This window comes from Citrobacter sp. RHBSTW-00986 (genome assembly GCF_013783065.1).
Classification (GTDB): Bacteria; Pseudomonadota; Gammaproteobacteria; order Enterobacterales; family Enterobacteriaceae; genus Citrobacter; species Citrobacter braakii.
This window is the reverse complement of sequence record NZ_CP056201.1, coordinates 40,123-61,175: the sequence shown is the minus strand read 5'-3', so window position 1 is coordinate 61,175 and position 21,053 is coordinate 40,123. Positions and strand designations below refer to the sequence as shown.

At 51.9% G+C, this 21,053-nt stretch carries 17 protein-coding genes and 1 pseudogene; 10 read left to right on the top strand and 8 right to left on the bottom strand.

What is annotated here, in order from left to right:
• The first annotated feature begins 77 nt into the window (after window positions 1-77).
• Window positions 78-377, top strand: a complete 300-nt coding sequence (locus HV345_RS24100) for a hypothetical protein (RefSeq protein ID WP_023307211.1) — start codon at window positions 78-80, stop codon at window positions 375-377.
• A gap of 62 nt (window positions 378-439) precedes the next feature.
• Here HV345_RS24100 and HV345_RS24095 read toward each other — a convergent pair whose 3' ends face one another.
• The 3 genes from HV345_RS24095 to HV345_RS24085 form a co-directional block, all read right to left on the bottom strand.
• Window positions 440-1,213, bottom strand: coding sequence for an SDR family NAD(P)-dependent oxidoreductase (locus HV345_RS24095; protein WP_023307210.1), 774 nt, complete (start codon window positions 1,211-1,213; stop codon window positions 440-442).
• Window positions 1,214-1,278: 65 nt separating this feature from the next.
• A complete protein-coding gene (locus HV345_RS24090; RefSeq protein ID WP_023304046.1) occupies window positions 1,279-1,980 on the bottom strand; it encodes a DsbA family oxidoreductase in 702 nt (233 codons plus the stop codon).
• Between the two features lie 65 nt (window positions 1,981-2,045).
• Window positions 2,046-3,152, bottom strand: a complete 1,107-nt coding sequence (locus HV345_RS24085; RefSeq protein ID WP_006687059.1) for an alkene reductase — start codon at window positions 3,150-3,152, stop codon at window positions 2,046-2,048.
• Between the two features lie 212 nt (window positions 3,153-3,364).
• On the opposite strand from HV345_RS24085, the gene HV345_RS24080 reads away from it, so the two are divergent.
• Window positions 3,365-3,694 carry a co-chaperone YbbN gene (locus HV345_RS24080; protein WP_023304047.1) on the top strand — a complete coding sequence of 110 codons (330 nt, stop codon included), beginning with the start codon at window positions 3,365-3,367 and terminating at the stop codon, window positions 3,692-3,694.
• Window positions 3,695-3,723: 29 nt separating this feature from the next.
• On the opposite strand, the gene HV345_RS24075 is transcribed toward HV345_RS24080, so the two are convergent.
• The 3 genes from HV345_RS24075 to HV345_RS24065 form a co-directional block, all read right to left on the bottom strand.
• The gene (locus HV345_RS24075; RefSeq protein ID WP_000888080.1) at window positions 3,724-4,062 is read right to left on the bottom strand and encodes a carboxymuconolactone decarboxylase family protein; all 339 of its coding nucleotides are present in this window, start codon (window positions 4,060-4,062) and stop codon (window positions 3,724-3,726) included.
• Between the two features lie 4 nt (window positions 4,063-4,066).
• Window positions 4,067-4,648 carry a TetR/AcrR family transcriptional regulator gene (locus HV345_RS24070; RefSeq protein WP_023304048.1) on the bottom strand — a complete coding sequence of 194 codons (582 nt, stop codon included), beginning with the start codon at window positions 4,646-4,648 and terminating at the stop codon, window positions 4,067-4,069.
• A 141-nt stretch (window positions 4,649-4,789) separates the two neighbouring features.
• Window positions 4,790-5,347 carry an OsmC family protein gene (locus HV345_RS24065; RefSeq protein ID WP_023304049.1) on the bottom strand — a complete coding sequence of 186 codons (558 nt, stop codon included), beginning with the start codon at window positions 5,345-5,347 and terminating at the stop codon, window positions 4,790-4,792.
• Between the two features lie 178 nt (window positions 5,348-5,525).
• Between HV345_RS24065 and HV345_RS24060 the strand changes: the two genes are divergently transcribed.
• The 6 genes from HV345_RS24060 (at window position 5,526) to HV345_RS24035 (ending at window position 14,921) form a co-directional block, all read left to right on the top strand.
• The gene (locus tag HV345_RS24060; protein ID WP_001254932.1) at window positions 5,526-6,677 is read left to right on the top strand and encodes an IS30-like element IS30 family transposase; all 1,152 of its coding nucleotides are present in this window, start codon (window positions 5,526-5,528) and stop codon (window positions 6,675-6,677) included.
• 136 nt (window positions 6,678-6,813) lie between these two features.
• Window positions 6,814-8,841 (top strand): class I SAM-dependent DNA methyltransferase, encoded by a 2,028-nt coding sequence (locus HV345_RS24055; RefSeq protein ID WP_009653620.1) that lies wholly within the window; start codon window positions 6,814-6,816, stop codon window positions 8,839-8,841.
• Window positions 8,838-10,172 (top strand): restriction endonuclease subunit S, encoded by a 1,335-nt coding sequence (locus tag HV345_RS24050; RefSeq protein ID WP_009653617.1) that lies wholly within the window; start codon window positions 8,838-8,840, stop codon window positions 10,170-10,172. Before HV345_RS24055 ends, HV345_RS24050 begins: the two co-directional genes overlap by 4 nt.
• Entirely contained in the window at window positions 10,173-13,430 is a 3,258-nt protein-coding gene (locus HV345_RS24045; RefSeq protein WP_009653619.1) for a type I restriction endonuclease subunit R, read from the top strand. It begins immediately after the preceding gene.
• A gap of 4 nt (window positions 13,431-13,434) precedes the next feature.
• Window positions 13,435-14,703 (top strand): ISL3-like element ISKpn25 family transposase, encoded by a 1,269-nt coding sequence (locus HV345_RS24040; RefSeq protein ID WP_009653618.1) that lies wholly within the window; start codon window positions 13,435-13,437, stop codon window positions 14,701-14,703.
• Between the two features lie 32 nt (window positions 14,704-14,735).
• A complete protein-coding gene (locus tag HV345_RS24035; protein ID WP_125375351.1) occupies window positions 14,736-14,921 on the top strand; it encodes a hypothetical protein in 186 nt (61 codons plus the stop codon).
• A gap of 13 nt (window positions 14,922-14,934) precedes the next feature.
• Here HV345_RS24035 and HV345_RS24030 read toward each other — a convergent pair whose 3' ends face one another.
• Window positions 14,935-15,519, bottom strand: a complete 585-nt coding sequence (locus tag HV345_RS24030; protein WP_008502231.1) for a recombinase family protein — start codon at window positions 15,517-15,519, stop codon at window positions 14,935-14,937.
• Between the two features lie 159 nt (window positions 15,520-15,678).
• On the opposite strand from HV345_RS24030, the pseudogene HV345_RS24025 reads away from it, so the two are divergent.
• Together HV345_RS24025 and HV345_RS24020 are read left to right on the top strand one after the other, a co-directional pair.
• A pseudogene (locus tag HV345_RS24025) lies at window positions 15,679-18,656 on the top strand (Tn3 family transposase).
• 84 nt (window positions 18,657-18,740) lie between these two features.
• A complete protein-coding gene (locus HV345_RS24020; protein ID WP_000427623.1) occupies window positions 18,741-19,745 on the top strand; it encodes an IS110-like element IS4321 family transposase in 1,005 nt (334 codons plus the stop codon).
• A 322-nt stretch (window positions 19,746-20,067) separates the two neighbouring features.
• Here HV345_RS24020 and HV345_RS24015 read toward each other — a convergent pair whose 3' ends face one another.
• Window positions 20,068-21,048: an IS5-like element ISKpn26 family transposase gene (locus HV345_RS24015; RefSeq protein WP_023304010.1), complete on the bottom strand. Its 981-nt coding sequence runs from the start codon at window positions 21,046-21,048 to the stop codon at window positions 20,068-20,070.
• Window positions 21,049-21,053: the final 5 nt, after the last annotated feature.

Genomic DNA, 21,053 nt, shown 5'->3' with positions numbered 1-21,053 from the left:
GCTTCCTGTTCGGTGATCACTTACGCCATGCTTCCAACTAGATGGTAGTTTGCAGGATTTTTGTGAGGACTTCTCGAATGGCCAGGTGCGCGCTCATTCTTAAAATATCACTGGCAATGCTGGCATTTGCGGCAAACTCCATTCTGTGTCGTCTGGCCCTGCAAGGAGGCCACATTGATCCCCTTTCATTCAGCAGCCTCAGGCTGGCCAGTGGTGCATTCGTCCTGTCCCCCTTCCTCTTTTATCACGCCAGGACCACATTATCGCTGTGGCGTCCGCTGAGCGGGTTTTACCTCATGGCGTATGCGGTGCTGTTCTCTGTCGCCTATATCCAGGTACGGAAACAGGTCGTGAATATCCTGAGTGAAGCCTGCTGAAGACATTCTGGCGACAAAAAAATGCCGCCCGTAAAGGGGCGGCTCATGCCAGCGTCACGGGGTTATCGTCTGACCGCCATGATGCCCGCATCGACATCCCAGATAGCGCCCGTCACCCATGAGGTTTTGTCAGACAACAGGAAGAGAATAGTGTTTGCAACGTCTTCGGCAGTTCCGACGCGTCCCAGCGGGTGGAAATCGTTCAACGACTTCATAGCATCAGCGATATCCGCTTTGTCCATGAAGCCTTCGTATATTGGCGTATGAACAATCCCGGGAGACACAGCGTTGACACGAATACCCGCGCTGGCCAGCTCAATCGCCAGATTACGCGTCAGGGCATGCAGACCCGCTTTTGCCATTGAATAGGCCGAGGCCGGCGAGTCACCCAGTGCTGCCTGGGCGCCAATCGAACCGACATTGACGATAGACCCTTCGAGCTTCGCGGCGAGCATGTTCTTCACGACATCCTGCGTAATAAAGAACGTGGCGCGGTTCAGCGCAAGATACATGTCATAATCGTCAAAGCTGTGATCGGTAAAGCCTTTCGGCATGAAGATCCCGGCGGCATTCACCATCAGGCTGATATCGCGGTGGCGGGCATTAATTTCCCGACGGATAGTTTCCATACCTTCTTCGGTCATCAGGTTCGCCGCAATAACCGCAACCGGTCCCAGAGGACTCAGTTCTTTTTGCACCGCTTCGGCTTTGTCTTTTTTATTCCCGGTCAGCACCACACTGCCGCCCGCTTCCAGTACCATGCGTGCGACGGCCAGACCCATGCCGCTGGTACCGCCGACGACGAGCAGTTTTTTACCTTTGAAAAAAGTGTTCATTTTCTGACTCCATTACTGGTGGGTAAGACGTTGCCGGCAGGGTGAAACTGCCGGCGGTTGACGGATTAAATACTGCAGCCATCCGTTCCGCAGGTCTGACCCGCCGTGGCTGAAAATTCGGTTTGCTGTTCATCCCATACCTGACGCAGGGCATTCAAAAAGTTATCTGCTGCCTGAGCCCCGCTGATGGCATATTTTTCGTTCATCACAAAAACCGGAACGCCGCTGAGGCCAATAGACTGTGCGTGGGCTTCATCGTCGGAAACGGTGGCGCGAAAATCGTCATTTTCCAGGGCGGCTTCAGCGTCAGCTTTCGGCATACCGGCTTCTACGGCCATTGCAACGAGCTGCTGACGGTCAAAGAGAGAGCGACCTTCGGTGATACTGCCGTGATAAAAACGTTCTTCCACCGCGTCCGCAATTCCGGCCTTACGCGCGGCAACCAGCAGGGTGTGTGCATCTTCTGTATCACCAAACATCATGCCGTCAAAGTTGTAGATCAGACCTTCAGATTTACCGGCGGTGCCCACCTGATTCATCATCAGCTCCGCTGAATGCTGACTGCCCAGTTTTTTAACGATGGCATCCTTAAAAGGCATAGCGGGAGTACCACCGGCCAGACGGTAGCTGTGATGACGGAGCACCACCTGATCGCGAAATTCAAAGCGATTCAGACCCTGTTCAAATCTTTTTTTAGCAATCCAGCACCACGGGCAGACCAAATCTGACCAGATATCGATAGTAAGGGTGGGTTTCAGCGTTTGCATAATGATTCCTCAAAGACCTTGGGCGGTCGGGTCTCACTTATCAGAGAACCGCGACCGTATGGGATTTATTGCGCCTGCCAGACCGGGTAATCGGTATAGCCTTTTTCCGGGGAACCACTGACGCCGTAGTAGGTGGCGCGGTCACTTTCTGCCAGTGGCCAGCCGTTTTGCATTCTTTCAACCAGATCCGGGTTAGCGATGTAGGGCACACCAAATGCCACCAGATCCAGCTCATCATCTTCCAGAGCCTGCTCTGCGATATCACGGGTAAACCCGCCGGCAGCGATGATGGTGCCTTTAAACGTGTTGCGAAAACGGCGGCGGAATCCTTCCGGAAGTGGCGCTTTGGTGTACACCGGCTGATAGTAAAGGTGTACGTAGGCCAGTTCCCGCTGACCGAGCGCGTCGGTGATGGCTGACCAGGTTTGCTCTTCACCTTCATACGGCGCGAGGTCATAAATGCGGCCGAACGGTGACAGGCGCACGGCAACGTGGCTGTTACCCACGGCTTCCGCCACGGCGTCAATGGTCTCCAGCAGGAAACGCTGACGATTTTCCACCGAGCCGCCGTATTCGTCGGTGCGGGTGTTCAGTTCGCTACTGAGGAACTGGTCAAAGATGAATCCGTTTGCAGCCATGATTTCCACGCCGTCAAAGCCGGCTTCCATCGCCAGGCGTGCGGAGTGCACGAAGTCTGCAGTGATGCGTTTCACTTCATGCGTTTCCAGCGCGCGTGGCTGGCTTGGTACAACCGGGCCCGGTTCTCCGGATTCGGTCAGCGCAAAAACGGTGGTATTGACCGCCTGAACGGTGCCCGCTGAAACCGGCGCTATGTGGCCTGGCTGAAGAGAGACGTGAGACATACGGCCGACGTGCCAGAGCTGCGCGAAAATACGGCCACCTTTGGCGTGAACCGCTTGTGTCACCTTACGCCAGCCCTGGACGTGTTCGTCGTTGTAGATACCAGGGGTATAAAGGTAACCCCGGCCTTCTTCTGAAACCGGCATCCCTTCGGTGATGAGCAGGCCAGCAGAAGCACGCTGTGCATAGTACAAAGCCACGACCTCATCCGGCACGTCATTCATGGTGCGGGTGCGGGTCATCGGTGCCATGACTACACGGTTTTTTAACGCCAGGCCAGACAGATTGTAGGGGGTGAAAAGCTTACTCATCGTGTACCTCACAAAAGCAAAAAGGAGTTATCCCGACAGGGATTTGCACAACCCGGAAGTATCATCGACCGGACGTCGCGCACTGGAGTTGCATAAACATCTGATGGGTGGCAATATACCAACCATCTAGTAGGTAGGTCAATGGGCATGCCGTACTTTTTCTCATGACGCGGCCATTTTTGAATTGTCACTCACTTTGCGAGGTCATCACCATGCGTACATTAACATCCTATAACGAAGATAATTTCCGCCAGATAGAACAGTACAAAGGAATATCGGTGGTACGTTTCTCTGCACCCTGGTGTCCGCCCTGTCAGGCCAGCGAAGAAATGTTCAGTCAGTTTGCAGACCGGCTCGATGGAGATATTCAGGTGGGGAAAGTCAATGTAGATCAGGCGCCGGTGCTGACAACCAAATACGAGATCTGGGGGCTGCCGTCTGTGCTGATATTTCATGAAGGGCAATTAGTTAAACGCATACCGGGTGTGAAACCTGCATCGGTATATGCTCAGGCGATTGCGGACATAAAAAAAGGGCAGTAATGCCCTTTCAACGTGGAATTTATTAATGCTTAACCGCGTGCCTGACCGACAGCATCCAGAGTGCGGGCTGAATAAATGACCGCAGCGCCAGCGTTGAGGTTAATCGCCACGCCCAGAGCTTCAGCAATTTCAGCGTCGGTTGCACCGGCTTTCACAGCGGCGTCGGCGTGAAAAGCAATGCAGCCGTCGCAGCGCGTTGTGACAGCGCACGCCAGGGCAATGAGTTCACGCACTTTTGCGCCCAGAAGGTCAGTTTTGTTACCTGCGTTGCCTAGGGCAACCACGCCTTTCATGGTCTCGGGGGTCAGTTTGCCCAACTCACCTAAACGTTGCATTAACTCTGAGCGATAGTTGTTCCAGTCCAGCATAGTGTCATTCTCCTGAATGAGGGGTATTAAGAAGCAGTTTTATATACTTAAGGCTGTTGGTGAAGACTTCGGGTCTGGCCGTTGCATGCGCCACTACGCTTGAGCCTTCACAGACATTAATGATCATCAAAGCAATATCTGATGGTTCGGCATGGGATGAAAACTCACCTGACTCCATGCCCGCCCTGACGACTTTTGTGAGCCACTCGATTTGCATATCGAAATAAAGTGATGTCTGTACAGTAATTGCCTGAGGCAGATTGGCGGTCTCCGCTGACAACGCACAACACAGTGGCAGTAGTGAAGCTTTATGGCTTTGCGCGAAGATATCGATGTAGGCCGCAATTCTTTTCTCCGCGCTTTTCTCAGTCGCCTCTATCTGCTCAAATACGCGTTGTGTATCGGAGAACGCCTGTATTACCACCTGCTCACCCAGAATATCTTTGGTCGGGAAATGGTGATGAATACTGGCCTTGGTGATACCCACTATTTTTGATAAATCAGCATAGCTGAATGCTGAATACCCTTTTTCACGCATCAGGTGTTCTGCTTCGCTGAGCAGCCGTTCCCGTGTCATGGTTGTCATAATTACTCCATATAATCTACTAGTTGATAGATTATATTGTTGCTATTTTTCCGTAGCAAGTTGTATCACTGACTCAGTATCGTGCAGAGCTGAACGTCACTGCCATCCTGCATTCTGAATGGCAGCATTACATCTCTGACATCACGCCAGGCGTGTAATCATTTCAACCGGATTAGCCAGAGTATCGTGGATTGGCGAATTCTTTTGCATTTCGCTGACCAGCGCTTCTAACTCCTCGCGACTGGCGGTCTTGCTCGTAAGGTGAACATCGACGCGAATAGATTTCGCACCTTTACGCACGTTGCTGTCCAGCCCAAGGAAGCCGTTGAGGTTGATATCGAAATTAAGATCCAGCTCGATACCGTCCAGGTCGATCCCTTTTTCAGCAGCCATCATGGTGAGGGTGGCGGTATAACAGCCAGCCAGCGCCTGCATGATGTATTCAGTCGGGCTCATGCCGGTATCGGTGCCGAGTAAACCTGCGGGTTCATCACCGATATTAGAAAATTTCCCTGCGCGGCTGTTATCGATAACGCCGTTCTGGATTGTGGCGCCGGTCTCTGTGCGAACGGTTAATCCGCCGCTGGAACGGGCTTTCATCTGGAAAGTCAGGTTACCCAGGCCAGGCTGGCTGCGAACTGCTTCACGGGTATTGTGGATCGCAGCTGCGTCTGCAGAAGGTTTAACGGTAGTAGACATAATGGCTCCTGTAATTTCTTGATAAAAGGTATAGCTGGTGCAATCAATACCAACCATCTAGTTGGTAGATTAGTATCGCGAACCTCTTTTGTCTACTCTTTTATAAAAAAGGCTGTTGTAGATTCAATTGGTCAACGCAACAGTTATGTGAAAACATGGGGTTGCGGAGGTTTTTTGAATGAGACGAACATTTACAGCAGAGGAAAAAGCCTCTGTTTTTGAACTATGGAAGAACGGAACAGGCTTCAGTGAAATAGCGAATATCCTGGGTTCAAAACCCGGAACGATCTTCACTATGTTAAGGGATACTGGCGGCATAAAACCCCATGAGCGTAAGCGGGCTGTAGCTCACCTGACACTGTCTGAGCGCGAGGAGATACGAGCTGGTTTGTCAGCCAAAATGAGCATTCGTGCGATAGCTACTGCGCTGAATCGCAGTCCTTCGACGATCTCACGTGAAGTTCAGCGTAATCGGGGCAGACGCTATTACAAAGCTGTTGATGCTAATAACCGAGCCAACAGAATGGCGAAAAGGCCAAAACCGTGCTTACTGGATCAAAATTTGCCATTGCGAAAGCTTGTTCTGGAAAAGCTGGAGATGAAATGGTCTCCAGAGCAAATATCAGGATGGTTAAGGCGAACAAAACCACGTCAAAAAACGCTGCGAATATCACCTGAGACAATTTATAAAACGCTGTACTTTCGTAGCCGTGAAGCGCTACACCACCTGAATATACAGCATCTGCGACGGTCGCATAGCCTTCGCCATGGCAGGCGTCATACCCGCAAAGGCGAAAGAGGTACGATTAACATAGTGAACGGAACACCAATTCACGAACGTTCCCGAAATATCGATAACAGACGCTCTCTGGGGCATTGGGAGGGCGATTTAGTCTCAGGTACAAAAAACTCTCATATAGCCACACTTGTAGACCGAAAATCACGTTATACGATCATCCTTAGACTCAGGGGCAAAGATTCTGTCTCAGTAAATCAGGCTCTTACCGACAAATTCCTGAGTTTACCGTCAGAACTCAGAAAATCACTGACATGGGACAGAGGAATGGAACTGGCCAGACATCTAGAATTTACTGTCAGCACCGGCGTTAAAGTTTACTTCTGCGATCCTCAGAGTCCTTGGCAGCGGGGAACAAATGAGAACACAAATGGGCTAATTCGGCAGTACTTTCCTAAAAAGACATGTCTTGCCCAATATACTCAACATGAACTAGATCTGGTTGCTGCTCAGCTAAACAACAGACCGAGAAAGACACTGAAGTTCAAAACACCGAAAGAGATAATTGAAAGGGGTGTTGCATTGACAGATTGAATCTACAATTTGCATTCTGAGGTAGGATCGCAAATTTAGCCAAGAATTTAAATCCATCCCCTTTTGTGCAAAATCTGGTTGACATTCGCAGATTGACTCCAGTACCGTTCTGTGCAAAAAGTGGTTGGAGTCCAGAATGAGCGAATTTACGGGATCGGCAGCTTCACAGGCTGACTTTATTTGGAAGAATGCGGAAGACCTTTGGGGGGACTTCAAGCATACGGACTTTGGCAAGATCATTTTGCCGTTTACCTTGCTGCGCCGCCTGGAGTGTGCGCTGGAGCCGACCCGCGAGGCGGTGAGAGAAGCGCATGACGCTTTCAAGGATGCCGATGTCGAGCTGGATACCATTCTGCGCTCAACCGCTGAATACCCCTTCTACAACACCTCTGAATACTCCCTCGGCACCTTGGGTAGCACCAAGACGCGCCGCAATCTGGAAGACTACATCGCCCTGTTTTCGGATAATGCCCGCGCTATCTTCGAGGAGTTTGAGTTTGGCAATACGGTGATCCGGCTGGAGAAAGCGGGCTTGCTGTACAAGATTTGCCAGAACTTCGCCAAGATCGATCTGCACCCGGACGTGGTTCCGGATCGGGTGATGAGTAACATCTACGAACACCTAATTCGCCGCTTTGGTGCCGAGGTCAATGAAGGGGCCGAGGACTTCATGACGCCGCGCGACATCGTTCACCTAGCGACCGCATTGCTACTTGACCCGGATGATGCCCTGTTTGAGGCCAGCCCCGGTTTGATTCGTACTCTGTATGACCCGACCTGTGGCACGGGTGGCTTCCTCACCGATGCCATGAACCATGTGGGTGACTACGGTAACCGCGACAAGATCCCGCCAGTGCTGGTGCCGCACGGGCAGGAGTTGGAGCCGGAAACCCATGCGGTTTGTGTAGCCGGTATGCTGATCCGCCGTTTGGAGTCCGACCCAGGCCGAGATCTGTCGAAGAACATTCGTCAGGGCAGCACGCTGTCCAACGACCAGTTTGCCGGTGAGCGTTTCCACTACTGCCTGTCCAATCCGCCTTTCGGCAAGAAATGGGAGAAGGACAAAACCGCCGTCGAAGCAGAACACAAAAAAGGTGAGTTGGGCCGTTTTGGGCCGGGCCTGCCGAAAATTAGCGATGGCTCCATGCTGTTTTTGATGCACCTGGCGAGCAAGCTAGAACTGCCGATCAACGGCGGTGGCCGCGCCGCTATCGTGCTGTCGGGTTCGCCACTGTTTAACGGCGGTGCCGCGTCTGGCGAATCGGAAATACGCCGTTGGTTGCTGGAAGACGACCTGATTGAAGCCATTGTAGCTCTGCCAACGGATCTGTTCTTCCGCACCAATATCGCCACCTACCTGTGGATTCTGTCCAACAAGAAGCCGCAGGAGCGCAAAGGCAAGGTGCAGTTGATCAACGCCACCGACCTTTGGACTTCAATCCGCAACGAGGGCAACAAGCGCCGTATTGTCAGCGATGAGCAGCGCCGCCAGATTCTGGACATCTACGCCACAGGCGAAACCGGAGCGCTTTCCCGGATGCTTGACTACCGTACCTTTGGCTACCGCCGTATCAAGGTCCTGCGCCCGCTGCGCATGACCCTGGAGCTGGATAAGGTGGGCATGGATCGGTTGGAAGCCGAAGCTGCCTGGGAAAAGCTCTCTGATGCGCATCAGACATTCTGGCGTGAAGCCCTCAAGCCGCTGATCGGGCAAACGCAGCCCTATAGCTGGGCAGAAACCTTTGTTAGGGACTCGATCAAGTCCGATGAAGCAAAGCAGCTCAAGGTCAAATCCAACAAGACATTGATCACCGCCCTAATCAGCGCCTTTGGTCACAAAGACCCGAAAGCCGAGCCAGTCACGGATTCCAACGGCGAGCTGGTGCCAGACACAGATTTGACTGATTACGAGAACGTCCCCTATCTGGATGACATCGACGACTACTTTGCCCGCGAAGTGCTTCCTCATGTGCCGGATGCTTGGCTGGATGAGAGCTTTACCGATGCCAGGGATGGTCAATTGGGCCGCGTTGGCTACGAGATCAACTTCAACCGCTTCTTCTACCAGTACCAGCCGCCGCGCAAGCTGCATGATATTGATGAAGACCTGAAGCAGGTAGAAGCCGAGATTGCCGCGCTACTGGCGGAGGTGGCCAGCGAATGAGCCAGTACAGAGCATATCCCGCGTATAAGGATTCCGGCATTGAGTGGATTGGGCAGGTGCCGGAGCATTGGAAGATTGCGCAGATTAAGCGAATTTCCGCCTTGAATCCCAGGAAATCGACCTTAAGCGAGGAAAAGGATTCTCTTTGCACATTTCTCCCTATGGAAAAGCTGAGAACCAATGCTGTAACACTTGATGAAACTCGTCCTATTCATGAAGTGTATGGTGGATATAGCTATTTCTGCGATGGCGATATTCTGATCGCCAAGGTAACGCCTTGCTTCGAGAATGGAAACATAGCGATAGCCAATGGTCTGGTTAACGGCATTGGGTTTGGCTCTACTGAAATCAATGTTCTTCGGGTAAATGGAAAGGGACATAACCGGTTTCTTTACTACCGTCTGCAAGAAGAGCAGTTCAGAACAATTGCCAAATCTGAGATGAGAGGCACTGGAGGCTTAAAGCGAGTTCCAACGGATCTGTTTGAGTCATTTACTATCGGGCTTCCCGACACTGACGAACAAGCCACCATCGCGGCCACCCTCGACCGCGAAACCGCCCGTATTGATGCGCTTATCGAGAAGAAAAACCGCTTTGTCGAGCTACTGAAGGAAAAGCGGCAGGGGCTGATTACCCATGCTGTCACCAAGGGACTAGACCGCAACGCCAAGATGAAGGATTCCGGCATTGAGTGGATTGGGCAGGTGCCGGAGCACTGGGAGGCGACAAAACTAAAGCATGTTGCTGCATTCTCTGGTGGTGGTACGCCATCAAAAGAAAATCCAGACTATTGGAACGGCTGCATCCCTTGGGTCTCTCCAAAGGATATGAAACATGAGGTGATTACCGATTCTATAGATCATATAACTACCAAAGGACTGGAAAATAGTGCCACGAAACTGATTGACTCGGGAGCGGTGTTGCTGGTTGCTCGATCAGGTATTCTTCGTCACACGATACCGGTTGGGATCAATAATGTTCCTGTTAGCTTAAATCAGGACATGAAAGCATTGAGCCTTGATGAAACTAGGGTTAGACCCCGGTTTATACTTCGGTGGGTACAGGGTCTTAACCGCTCGTTGCTTGGGATATGGGCAAAAGAAGGAGCTACTGTTGAAAGCTTAGAGCATGAATATGTAGCGAACACTCGTCTACCTCTTCCAGATCTGAAGGAGCAAGATGCCATTCTAGCCACCCTCGACCTTGAAACCGCCCGCATTGATGCTCTGATTAGCAAGTCGGAACAAAGTATCACCCTGCTCAAAGAACGCCGCGCCGCCTTTATCACCGCCGCTGTCACCGGCCAGATTGATTTGCGAGGAAAACAATAAATGCAATCAGCAGCACATCAGGAAAAATACTTCCAGCAATACATCATCGACCGGTTGGTAGATCAGGGCTGGAAGCTGGGTGATTCCAAGTTCTACAACACCGAGCGGGCGGTGTATCCCGAAGACCTGGAAAGCTGGATCAAAACCAGCGGCCAGCAGGAAAAATGGGACAAGCTGGAACGGCTCAACGGGGCCAAAACCCTTGAAGTGCTGATGGATCGCTTGGATAAAGCACTGGAGAAACAAGGCACCATGCAGGTGTTGCGCCAGGGCTTTTCCATTGCCGGTTGCGGCCTGATCGAGATGACCGAGGCCGCACCGGAAGACAAGCGCAATGCAGCAGTCATTGAGCGCTACCAGGCCAATATACTGCGCGTGGTGCCGGAGCTGAAGTATCACCCGGCCCGTGAATTTGCCATTGATCTGGTGCTGTTTATCAACGGTCTGCCGGTGGCAACCGTCGAACTGAAGACCGACTTCACCCAGTCCTGCGAAGCGGCCATGGATCAGTACCGCAATGATCGCCTGCCGTATGACGCCCAGACCAAACGCCGGGAGCCATTGCTGACCTTCAAGCGTGGGGCAGTGGTACATTTCGCCATGTCCGACTCTGAAATCATGATGGCGACCAAGCTGGATGGAGAAAGCACCTTTTTCCTGCCGTTCAATAAGGGGCGCAATGACGAAAGCGGCACTGTACATGCGGGTAACCCGCCAGGTGAGATTAAGGCCGATGGTACCCAGGAATACCCGGTAGCCTACTTCTGGGAGGCGGTCTGCCAGCCGGATGCCTGGCTGCGGATTTTCCATAGCTTTGTCTACGTCGAGAAAAAGGACGTGGTGGATATTCAGGGCAACTGGTCGAAGAAAGAAACCCTGATTTTCCCGCGCTTTCACCAATGGACGGCAGTGAACCAGATGCTGGCCGATGCCCGCGAAAATGGCGCAGGCATGACCTACCTGTGTGACCACAGCGCCGGTTCCGGCAAGACCAGCACCATTTCCTGGACGGCCCATGACTTGGTGAAACTGCGCGAAGATAACGGCGACGCGGTATTTAACAGCGTGATCATTGTCACCGACCGTAATGTGCTGGACGGCCAGCTCCAGGACGCGGTGAAGCAGATTGACCATCAGTTTGGGGTGATCGCCGCCATTGACCGGCAGAAGTCATCCAAGTCCAAGAGCAAGCAGCTCTCGGATGCCTTGTTGTCTGGCACGCCGATTGTGGTAGTAACGATCCAGACCTTCCCCTACGCGATGGAAGCCATCATCACTGACAAGGCCCTGAAAGGGAAAAACTTTGCTGTGATCATTGATGAGGCGCATAACTCGCAGACTGGCTCTACCGCCGCTAAGCTGCAAGCCGCGCTGGGGATGAGCGGACAAGGCAAAATGTCCACCATGACGGTGGATGAACTACTGGAGCAACTGCAAAAGTCTCGCGCCCGCCCGGACAATATCAGCTACTTCGCCTTTACCGGCACGCCCAAGCACTCCACTTTGATGCTGTTTGGTCGCCCGACAGATCCAAGCCAACCGATCTCGGACGATAACCCGCCGCAAGCCTTCCACCTGTACACCATGCGCCAGGCCATTGAGGAGAAATTCATTCTCGATGTGTTGAACGGCTATGTGCCCTACAAAACGGCCTTCAACCTTTCCAAGCAGCTTGAAGACAGCAAGCGGGTAAGCGGCAAGGCCGCCAAACGCGCCCTGGCACAGTGGATGTCATTGCATCCCACCAATGTGACCCAGAAGGTACAGTTTATCGTTGAGCACTTCACCAAAAACGTCGCCCACCGGCTGGATGGCAAGGCCAAGGCGATGGTAGTGACCAGCTCCCGTGCCGCTGCCATTCGCTACAAGAAGGCGTTTGACCGCTATATCGAGCAGCACAGCGAGTACGGCTTTATTCATTCACTGGTGGCCTTCTCCGGCAAGATGACCGGTAAGCAGGTGATGCACCAGGATGACAGCGAGTTCAAGGATGATGTGTTTATCGTCGATGAGAACGAGGAGTTCACCGAGCAGAGCATGAACCCGGATGTCCACGGGCAGGATTTGCGCTTTGCCTTTGACCGCCCGGAATACCGGGTGATGTTGGTGGCCGACAAGTTCCAGACTGGCTTTGACCAGCCCAAACTGGTCGCCATGTATGTGGACAAGAAAATCGCCAACCATGTGGAGATTGTGCAGACCTTCGCCCGCCTGAACCGGACGGCACCTGGGAAGGATGAAGTCTTTATCATCGACTTCGTGAACGATCCAGAGAACGTGCGCAAGGCCTTTGCCACCTATGACAAAGGCGCTCACATCAGCGAAGTGCAAGACCTCAATGTGGTCTACGAGATCAAGGAGCGACTGGACGAGCACGGCCTGTACGACGAGAAGGACTTGGCCGCGTTCAAAGAAGCCCGCTTCAAGACCATACGTGACATCACCCATACTAAATCGCCACAGCACAAGGCGCTGTATACCGCTACAGCTGGAGCGACGGCCTTGTATAACGACAAGATGAAAATGTTGCGCGATGGCATGGCAACCTGGGAAGCAGCGTTTGAGAAGGCCCGCGCCAGGGGTGATGAGGCGGGCATGAAGTCTGCCGATCACCACCAGGATGAGTATGCCGAGCAAATCAAGGCGCTGATGGGCTTCAAGTCGGACCTGGGGCGCTTCTGCCGTACCTATTCCTATATCGCCCAACTGATTGATTTTGGCGACCCGGAGTTGGAGAACTTTGCCGCTTTCGCCAAGCTGCTGCAAAAGCGCCTTCAGCACGAAGCACCGGAAACCGTGGACTTGACAGGCCTGGTGCTTACTGGCTTTGACATCAATGCTCGACCCGATGACGTAGAAGAAGAAGGCAAAACCCCGGTATTGCAACCAGCAGGTGCAGGCGGTGGTGGAGCGGCAGGCGACAAGCCGAAATTCGTCAAAGAGATTATCGAGAGGCTCAACAGCCTGTTTGGTGAGGCGACGCCGATCCAGGATCAGGTGGCTTTCGTTAATCAGATTTCAGCGATTACCGGTGAAAGCGATGTCGTCATGGCTCAGGTGGAAAGCAACACCCGTGAGCAGGCTATGAAAGGCAACCTCCCCGGTGCTGTGCAGCAAGCTGTTGTTCGTGCTTTGTCCAGTCATCAGAAGCTGGCAACCCAGGTGCTCAAGTCTGACCGTCAGGGCATGACCGCATTGGTTGATATGGTGTATGACCTGCTACGCGAAGGCAAAGACATCGATCTGGGTATGGATTAAGCAGATGCTTGACCTGCTGAATCTGCCAGGCATCAAGCCGGTCGATATGCGCCACGAAGGCAAGTGCCTTGTGATAGTCGCTGAGCCGGTAACGGTCGAGGTGCCGTTATGTGGGGACTGCAACATCCCTATGCACAGACACGGTACGCGCAAAAACAAGTTCATGGACACGCCGTTGTACATGGAGCCCGTCCGCCTTGAAGTTCAGCGCCCGCGCTTTCGCTGTGAGTCGTGCGGAAAAATGTCCATGCCGGAGTTGAGTTTTCTGGATGACAAACGCCGAGCCACCAAACGGCTGGTCGATGTTATTCGGCAACAGTGCCTGGGAACCACCTTCCATGCTTTAGCTGAGCAAACCGGTGTGGCGGTGAACACCGTCAAGAACATCGCTCACGATCTCATTGAGGAACTCTCCCAAACCGTTCGTTACGAAACCCCAGTCATCATGGGCATTGACGAAGTGAACCTGGCCGGAGGGTATCGCTGTGTAATCACCAATCTGGCAACCAACAACGTCTTTGATATGTTGGAGCATCGAACTCAAGAGCATTTGAAGCCCTTCTTCAAGGATTTGCCGGATGCTGACAAGGTGGAATGGGTCTGTACGGATATGTGGCGACCCTTCAAGCGTTCCTTTGCTCAGTATCTGCCCAACGCCAAACTGGTGATCGACAAGTTCCATGTCGTCAAGATGGCTTCTGAAGCCTTGGAAGTGGAGCGCAAGAACTATCAGGCACAGTTAAGCAAAGAAGATCGCATTTACGTCAAAAAGTCGATTCGCTGGCTCACCCTGAAGCGACCCGGCAACTTGACACCCGCAGAGCAAAAGGCGCTGGAGGTTGTAAAGCAGGCGATCCCAGCACTTGCCATGGCCTATGACTTCAAGGAAGCCTTCTTCTGCATCTACGACGAACCCGACAAGCAGAGCGCTCAGAACGCCTTTGAGGCTTGGGAGAACAGCCTTCCACTTTATGGCATGGAGCCTTTCAAAACACTGGTAAAAACGGTACACAACCATTACGACGACATCTTTGCCTACTGGGATGCGCCGTTCTCAATCACCAATGGCTATACAGAAGGGCTCAACGGCTTGATCAAGATGTCCAATCGGTTAGGTCGGGGTTATAGCTATGAGATCATCCGTGCAAAGACGTTGTACTCCAAAGAAGCCCGCAAGGTTGGCAGTGGTATTCGAGCAGGACGAGGCAAGGTCGAGTATGGACCGCACATTCCGACATTGTTGAAGCAGGCAGAAGGTGGAGAGTTGGATTAACGCGAGAGATGGCGCGTCTGAGAATCCAACCAATGTTAGATTTTCGCTGGGTGGTGAAAAACAGAAAAATCCAACCAGAAGCAGCTTTTTTTCCGACTAAGAATCAAGGGTTAGAATGGATGAATTCCAACCCTAGAATGCAAATAGCCATAAAAAATAGGGGGGAAAGAATCCAGCAGGCTGTTTTATTTCATAATAACCATTTGATTTTTTTATAATCTTCCCAGCCGCTCACTCTTGCAGCAATCCAGCCTTTACCCGAAGGATAGTCTGGCGGGTGGTATTAAATTCCCGGGCAATAGCACTGATACTGATGCCAGCATTTAGGCGCTCTGTCACTGTTTGCTTTTGTTCCTCGCTCAGGATGGGAGGGCGACCGAAGCGTTTTCCAGCCGCTTTTGCCCTCGCAATACCTGAATGCGTTCGCTCAAGCAGCAAATCCCGCTCAAACTCCGCTACAGCAGAAATTACCTGCATAGTCATTTTTCCGGCCGGACTGGTCAAGTCAACGCCTCCGAGTGCGAGACAATGAACGCGAATATCTAAAGCCGCCAGTTGCTCTACTGTTTTTCGGATATCCATCGCATTACGACCCAGACGGTCAAGTTTGGTGACAATCAGTACATCCCCATTTTCCATGCGATCTAGCAACCGGATAAATCCGGGGCGTTCGCTGGCAGCAACCGAGCCACTGATATGCTCCTCAATAAGTCGTTGGGATCTGATGGCAAAACCCGCCGCTTCAATTTCACGACGCTGGTTTTCTGTGGTCTGTTCCAGAGTTGAGACCCTGCAGTAGGCAAAAACACGTGACATGGGAAACTTTCCGTACGAAATAGGTGTCCGAATTATAACGTGTGTCCGAAATTAATTTCACTAAGTTTCGGACATGTGCTGTAAGCGGTGTACGAAACCGACCGGTTTCGGTCACAGCGAACAAATAACAGATGAAAACTATACGCGAGGGAAGCATTTATGCCACGGCGACAGATACTGAGCAGTGAAGAGCAGGAACGCTTACTGGTTATACCAGATGATGAAATTATTCTGACCCGAATGTGTTTTCTGAACGAACCGGATATTGCGCTCATTAATAAGCACCGACGGCCAGCGAATCGCCTGGGCTTTGCTGTATTACTCTGTTATCTGCGTGGACCTGGATTTATTCCGGACAAAAGCAGTGCTCCTCACAATGGCGTTGTATCCAGGGTTGCTTCCCGACTGAAACTTCAGCCTGATTTATGGCCGGAATATGCATCCAGAGAGCAAACCCGCTGGGAACATCTGACCGAACTTTATCGCTACCTGGAACTATCTCCGTTCAGCCGGTCAATGCAAAAAGACTGTATCCGCCATCTGCACCCCTATGCCATGCAACTGACAAAGGATTTATGCTGGCGGAAGAAATGCTCAGCTGGCTACATAACAATAATGTTATTTTCCCTTCTGTTGAAGTGATCGAACGGACGCTTGCCGAAGTCGTCACGCTCGCTAACAGATCGGTATTTTCGACACTTACCGCGCAACTGGAAAAGCAGCATAAATCAGCACTCGACAGCCTGCTCATATCAGAGGGTGAACAACCTTCCCGTCTGGCATGGCTGCTACAGCCTCCGGGTAAAATAAACGGTAAAAATGTGCTGCAACATATCGACCGGCTTAATTCCATCGCTGCGCTGGGGTTGCCTGATGGTATTGCGCTTTCCGTTCACCAGAACAGGTTGCTTAAACTGGCGCGTGAGGGCCGGAAAATGAGCAGCAGGGACCTGGCAAAATTCACCGATGTCAGACGTTACGCTACGCTGGTTTGTATAATAATAGAGGCCAGGGCCACTCTGACTGACGAAGTGATTGATCTGCACGAGCGTATCTTGGGTAGTCTGTTCAGCAGGGCAAAACGCACGCAGGCCGAACGGCTCCAGCAAACGGGAAAGCTTATTCAGAGCAAGCTGAAGCAGTACGTTACCGTCGGGCAGGCGTTACTTAACGCCAGAGAATCCGGGGAAGATCCCTGGACTGCAATAGAAGATGTCCTTCCCTGGCAGGAATTCATCAACAGCGTGGAAGAAACGCGGTTTCTTTCCCGTAAGGGCAATTTCGACGCGCTTCATCTGATCACCGAAAAATACAGTACGCTGCGTAAATATGCCCCGCGGATGCTGTCAGCATTGCAGTTCATGGCGACACCTGCGGCGCAGGCGCTCAGCGATGCGCTGGACACCATAACGGAAATGTACCGTAAACAACTTCGTAAAGTGCCGCCATCGGCGCCAACAGGGTTTATCCCTGAAAGCTGGCGAAAACTGGTGCTCACGCCTTCAGGCATCGACCGCAAGTACTACGAGTTTTGCGTACTGAATGAACTCAAGGGTGCATTACGTTCCGGTGATATCTGGGTAAAAGGATCGCGCCGCTACAAAAATTTTGATGATTATCTCATCCCGACTGCTGAGTTTGAGAAATCCCGACATAATGACCAGTTACAGTTGGCCGTTCAGACCGATAGCCAGGCATACCTTCAGGCCCGTATGACTCTTCTTGCATCTCGGCTGGAAGAAGTTAACGCGATGGCGCTTGCCGGTGATTTGCCCGATGTTGATATCTCAGATAAAGGCGTAAAAATCACTCCACTGGAGAACAGCGTTCCTTCAGGTGTTTCGCCCTTTGCAGATTTGGTCTATGGCATGCTTCCCCATCCGAAAATTACGGAGATACTGGAAGAAGTTGATAGCTGGACGGGATTTACGCGTCACTTCGCGCACCTCAAAAATAATAACGTCAGACCAAAAGACGGAAGACTGTTGCTGACCACCATTCTGGCTGACGGCATCAACCTTGGGCTGACAAAAATGGCGGAATCCTGCCCTGGGGCCACAAGATCGTCACTCGAAAGTATTCAGGCATGGTACATCAGAGATGAAACTTATTCAGCGGCACTGGCCGAGCTGGTCAACGCTCAGAAAGCGCGGCCTCTGGCCGCATTCTGGGGCGACGGGACAACATCGTCGTCAGACGGGCAGAACTTTCGGGTAGGCAGTCACGGGCGTTATGCCGGTCAGGTCAATCTTAAATATGGTCAGGAGCCGGGCGTGCAGATTTATACGCATATCTCAGACCAATACAGCCCGTTCTACGCCAAAGTGATCAGCCGGGTGCGCGACTCAACCCACGTGCTTGATGGCCTGCTGTACCATGAAAGCGATCTGGAAATTACCGAGCATTACACCGATACCGCAGGCTTCACTGAACATGTTTTCGCCCTGATGCACCTGCTGGGATTCGCTTTTGCGCCAAGGATCCGTGATCTTCATGACAAGCGGCTGTTTATTCATGGAAAGGCCGAGCGCTATCCGGGGCTTCAGTCTGTCATATCAACAACCTGCCTGAATATCAAATACATTGAGTCGCACTGGGATGAGGTATTGCGCCTGGCAACCTCGATTAAGCAGGGGACAGTCACCGCATCACTGATGATGAAAAAGTTAGCCAGTTACCCAAAACAGAATGGACTTGCCAAAGCGCTGAGAGAGATTGGCCGCATCGAACGGACACTATTTATGCTGGACTGGTTCCGTGATCCCGGTCTGCGCCGACGCGTGCAGGCGGGGCTGAATAAGGGTGAGGCCCGTAATGCCCTTGCTCGAGCGGTCTTTTTGCACCGTCTGGGTGAAATAAGGGATCGTGGGCTGGAGAATCAGAGTTATCGCGCCAGCGGGCTGACATTACTGACAGCGGCGATCACGTTGTGGAACACGGTATATATAGAAAGAGCTATTGAGTCACTAAAACGAAAGGGTATCCCGATAAATGAGCAACTGGTCTCTCATCTTTCTCCCCTGGGCTGGGAACATATCAATCTGAGTGGAGATTACGTCTGGCGTAATAATCTTAAGCTGGGATCCGGAAAATACCGCTCATTACGTACAGTCGATACCGCTTTGTACAAAAAATAGTCTTAACGTGGGATAATTAATGAGATGGTCACTCCCTCCTTCCCGGTACTATGCTGAGGACAGGCTTTCATTCGGAGAACTATCATGGAAAACATTGCGCTCATTGGTATCGATCTGGGTAAAAACTCTTTCCATATTCATTGCCAGGATCGTCGCGGGAAGGCTGTTTACCGTAAAAAATTTACCCGGCCAAAGTTGATCGAATTTTTGGCGACATGCCCCGCTACAACCATCGCAATGGAAGCCTGTGGCGGTTCTCACTTTATGGCACGCAAGTTGGAAGAGTTGGGGCATTCCCCAAAGCTGATATCACCACAATTTGTCCGCCCGTTCGTTAAAAGCAATAAAAACGACTTTGTCGACGCCGAAGCTATTTGTGAAGCTGCATCGCGTCCGTCTATGCGTTTTGTGCAGCCCAGAACGGAATCTCAGCAGGCAATGCGGGCTCTGCATCGTGTCCGTGAATCCCTGGTTCAGGATAAGGTAAAAACAACCAATCAAATGCATGCTTTTCTGCTGGAATTTGGCATTAGCGTTCCCCGAGGAGCTGCCGTTATTAGCCGACTGAGTACCATTCTTGAGGATAATAGTTTGCCTCTTTACCTCAGCCAGTTATTGCTGAAATTACAACAGCATTATCACTATCTTGTTGAGCAGATTAAAGATTTGGAATCCCAGTTGAAACGAAAGTTGGACGAAGATGAGGTTGGACAGCGCTTGCTGAGCATTCCCTGCGTCGGAACACTGACAGCGAGTACTATTTCAACTGAGATTGGCGACGGGAAGCAGTACGCCAGCAGCCGTGACTTTGCGGCGGCAACAGGGCTTGTACCTCGGCAGTACAGCACGGGAGGTAGGACGACATTGCTGGGAATTAGTAAGCGAGGTAATAAAAAGATCCGAACTTTGTTGGTTCAATGTGCCAGGGTATTCATACAAAAACTGGAACACCAGTCTGGCAAATTGGCCGATTGGGTCAGGGATTTACTGTGCCGGAAAAGCAACTTTGTCGTCACTTGTGCTCTGGCAAACAAGCTGGCCAGAATAGCCTGGGCCCTAACGGCACGACAGCAAACTTATGTAGCATAACGGCAGAAATACACCGGTTTAAAGAATTACTGATCTGGTTTTGCGAATACTGATATTGATGATACTAACGGCCCACCGGCCTGTTGAGGAACCTGTAAAACGGAAAGGCTCATTGAAGCCGTATATTTTCTGGAGGTTCATCAGGCGCGGAACTCATCAAGGCGCGGGAATAAAATCCCATTCAGACGCCGGATAGATTCAAGCAAGCCAACTTGTCGTCAAAATCGGTGTTGCAAAAACGGGAGTGACCATAGATTCCGTTTTCCAAGCGGACCCCTATTTAGGCTATTTTTTCCACCATTTCTGGCGTTATTTCCGGTTTTTACTGAGATCTCTCCCACTGACGTATCATTTGGTCCACCCGAAACAGGTTGGCCAGGGTGAATAACATCGCCAGTTGGTTATCGTTTTTCAGCAGCCCCTTGTATCTGGCTTTCACGAAGCCGAACTGCCGCTTGATGATGCGAAACGGGTGCTCCACCCTGGCATGGATGCTGGCTTTCATGTATTCGATGTTGATGGCCGTTTTGTTCTTGCGCGGATGCTGCTTCAAGGTTTTTACCTTGCCGGGACGCTCGGCGATCAGCCAGTCCACATCCACCTCGGCCAGCTCCTCGCGCTGTGGCGCTCCTTGGTAGCCGGCATCGGCTGAGACAAATTGCTCCTCTCCATGAAGCAGATTACCCAGCTGATTGAGGTCATGCTCGTTGGCCGCGGTGGTGACCAGGCTGTGGGTCAGGCCACTCTTGGCATCGACACCAATGTGGGCCTTCATGCCAAAGTGCCACTGATTGCCTTTCTTGGTCTGATGCATCTCCGGATCGCGTTGCTGCTCTTTGTTCTTGGTAGAGCTGGGTGCCTCAATGATGGTGGCATCCACCAAAGTGCCTTGGGTCATCATGACGCCTGCTTCGGCCAGCCAGCGATTGATGGTCTTGAACAATTGACGGGCCAGTTGATGCTGCTCGAGCAGGTGGCGGAAATTCATGATGGTGGTGCGATCCGGCAGGGCGCTATCCAGGGATAATCGGGCAAACAGGCGCATGGAGGCGATTTCGTACAGGGCATCTTCCATGGCACCGTCGCTCAGGTTGTACCAATGCTGCATGCAGTGAATACGCAGCATGGTCTCCAGCGGATAGGGCCGTCGGCCATTGCCCGCCTTGGGATAAAACGGCTCGATGACTTCCACCATGTTTTGCCATGGCAGAATCTGCTCCATGCGGGAGAGGAAAATCTCTTTTCGGGTCTGACGGCGCTTAGTGCTGAATTCACTATCGGCGAAGGTGAGTTGATGGCTCATGATGT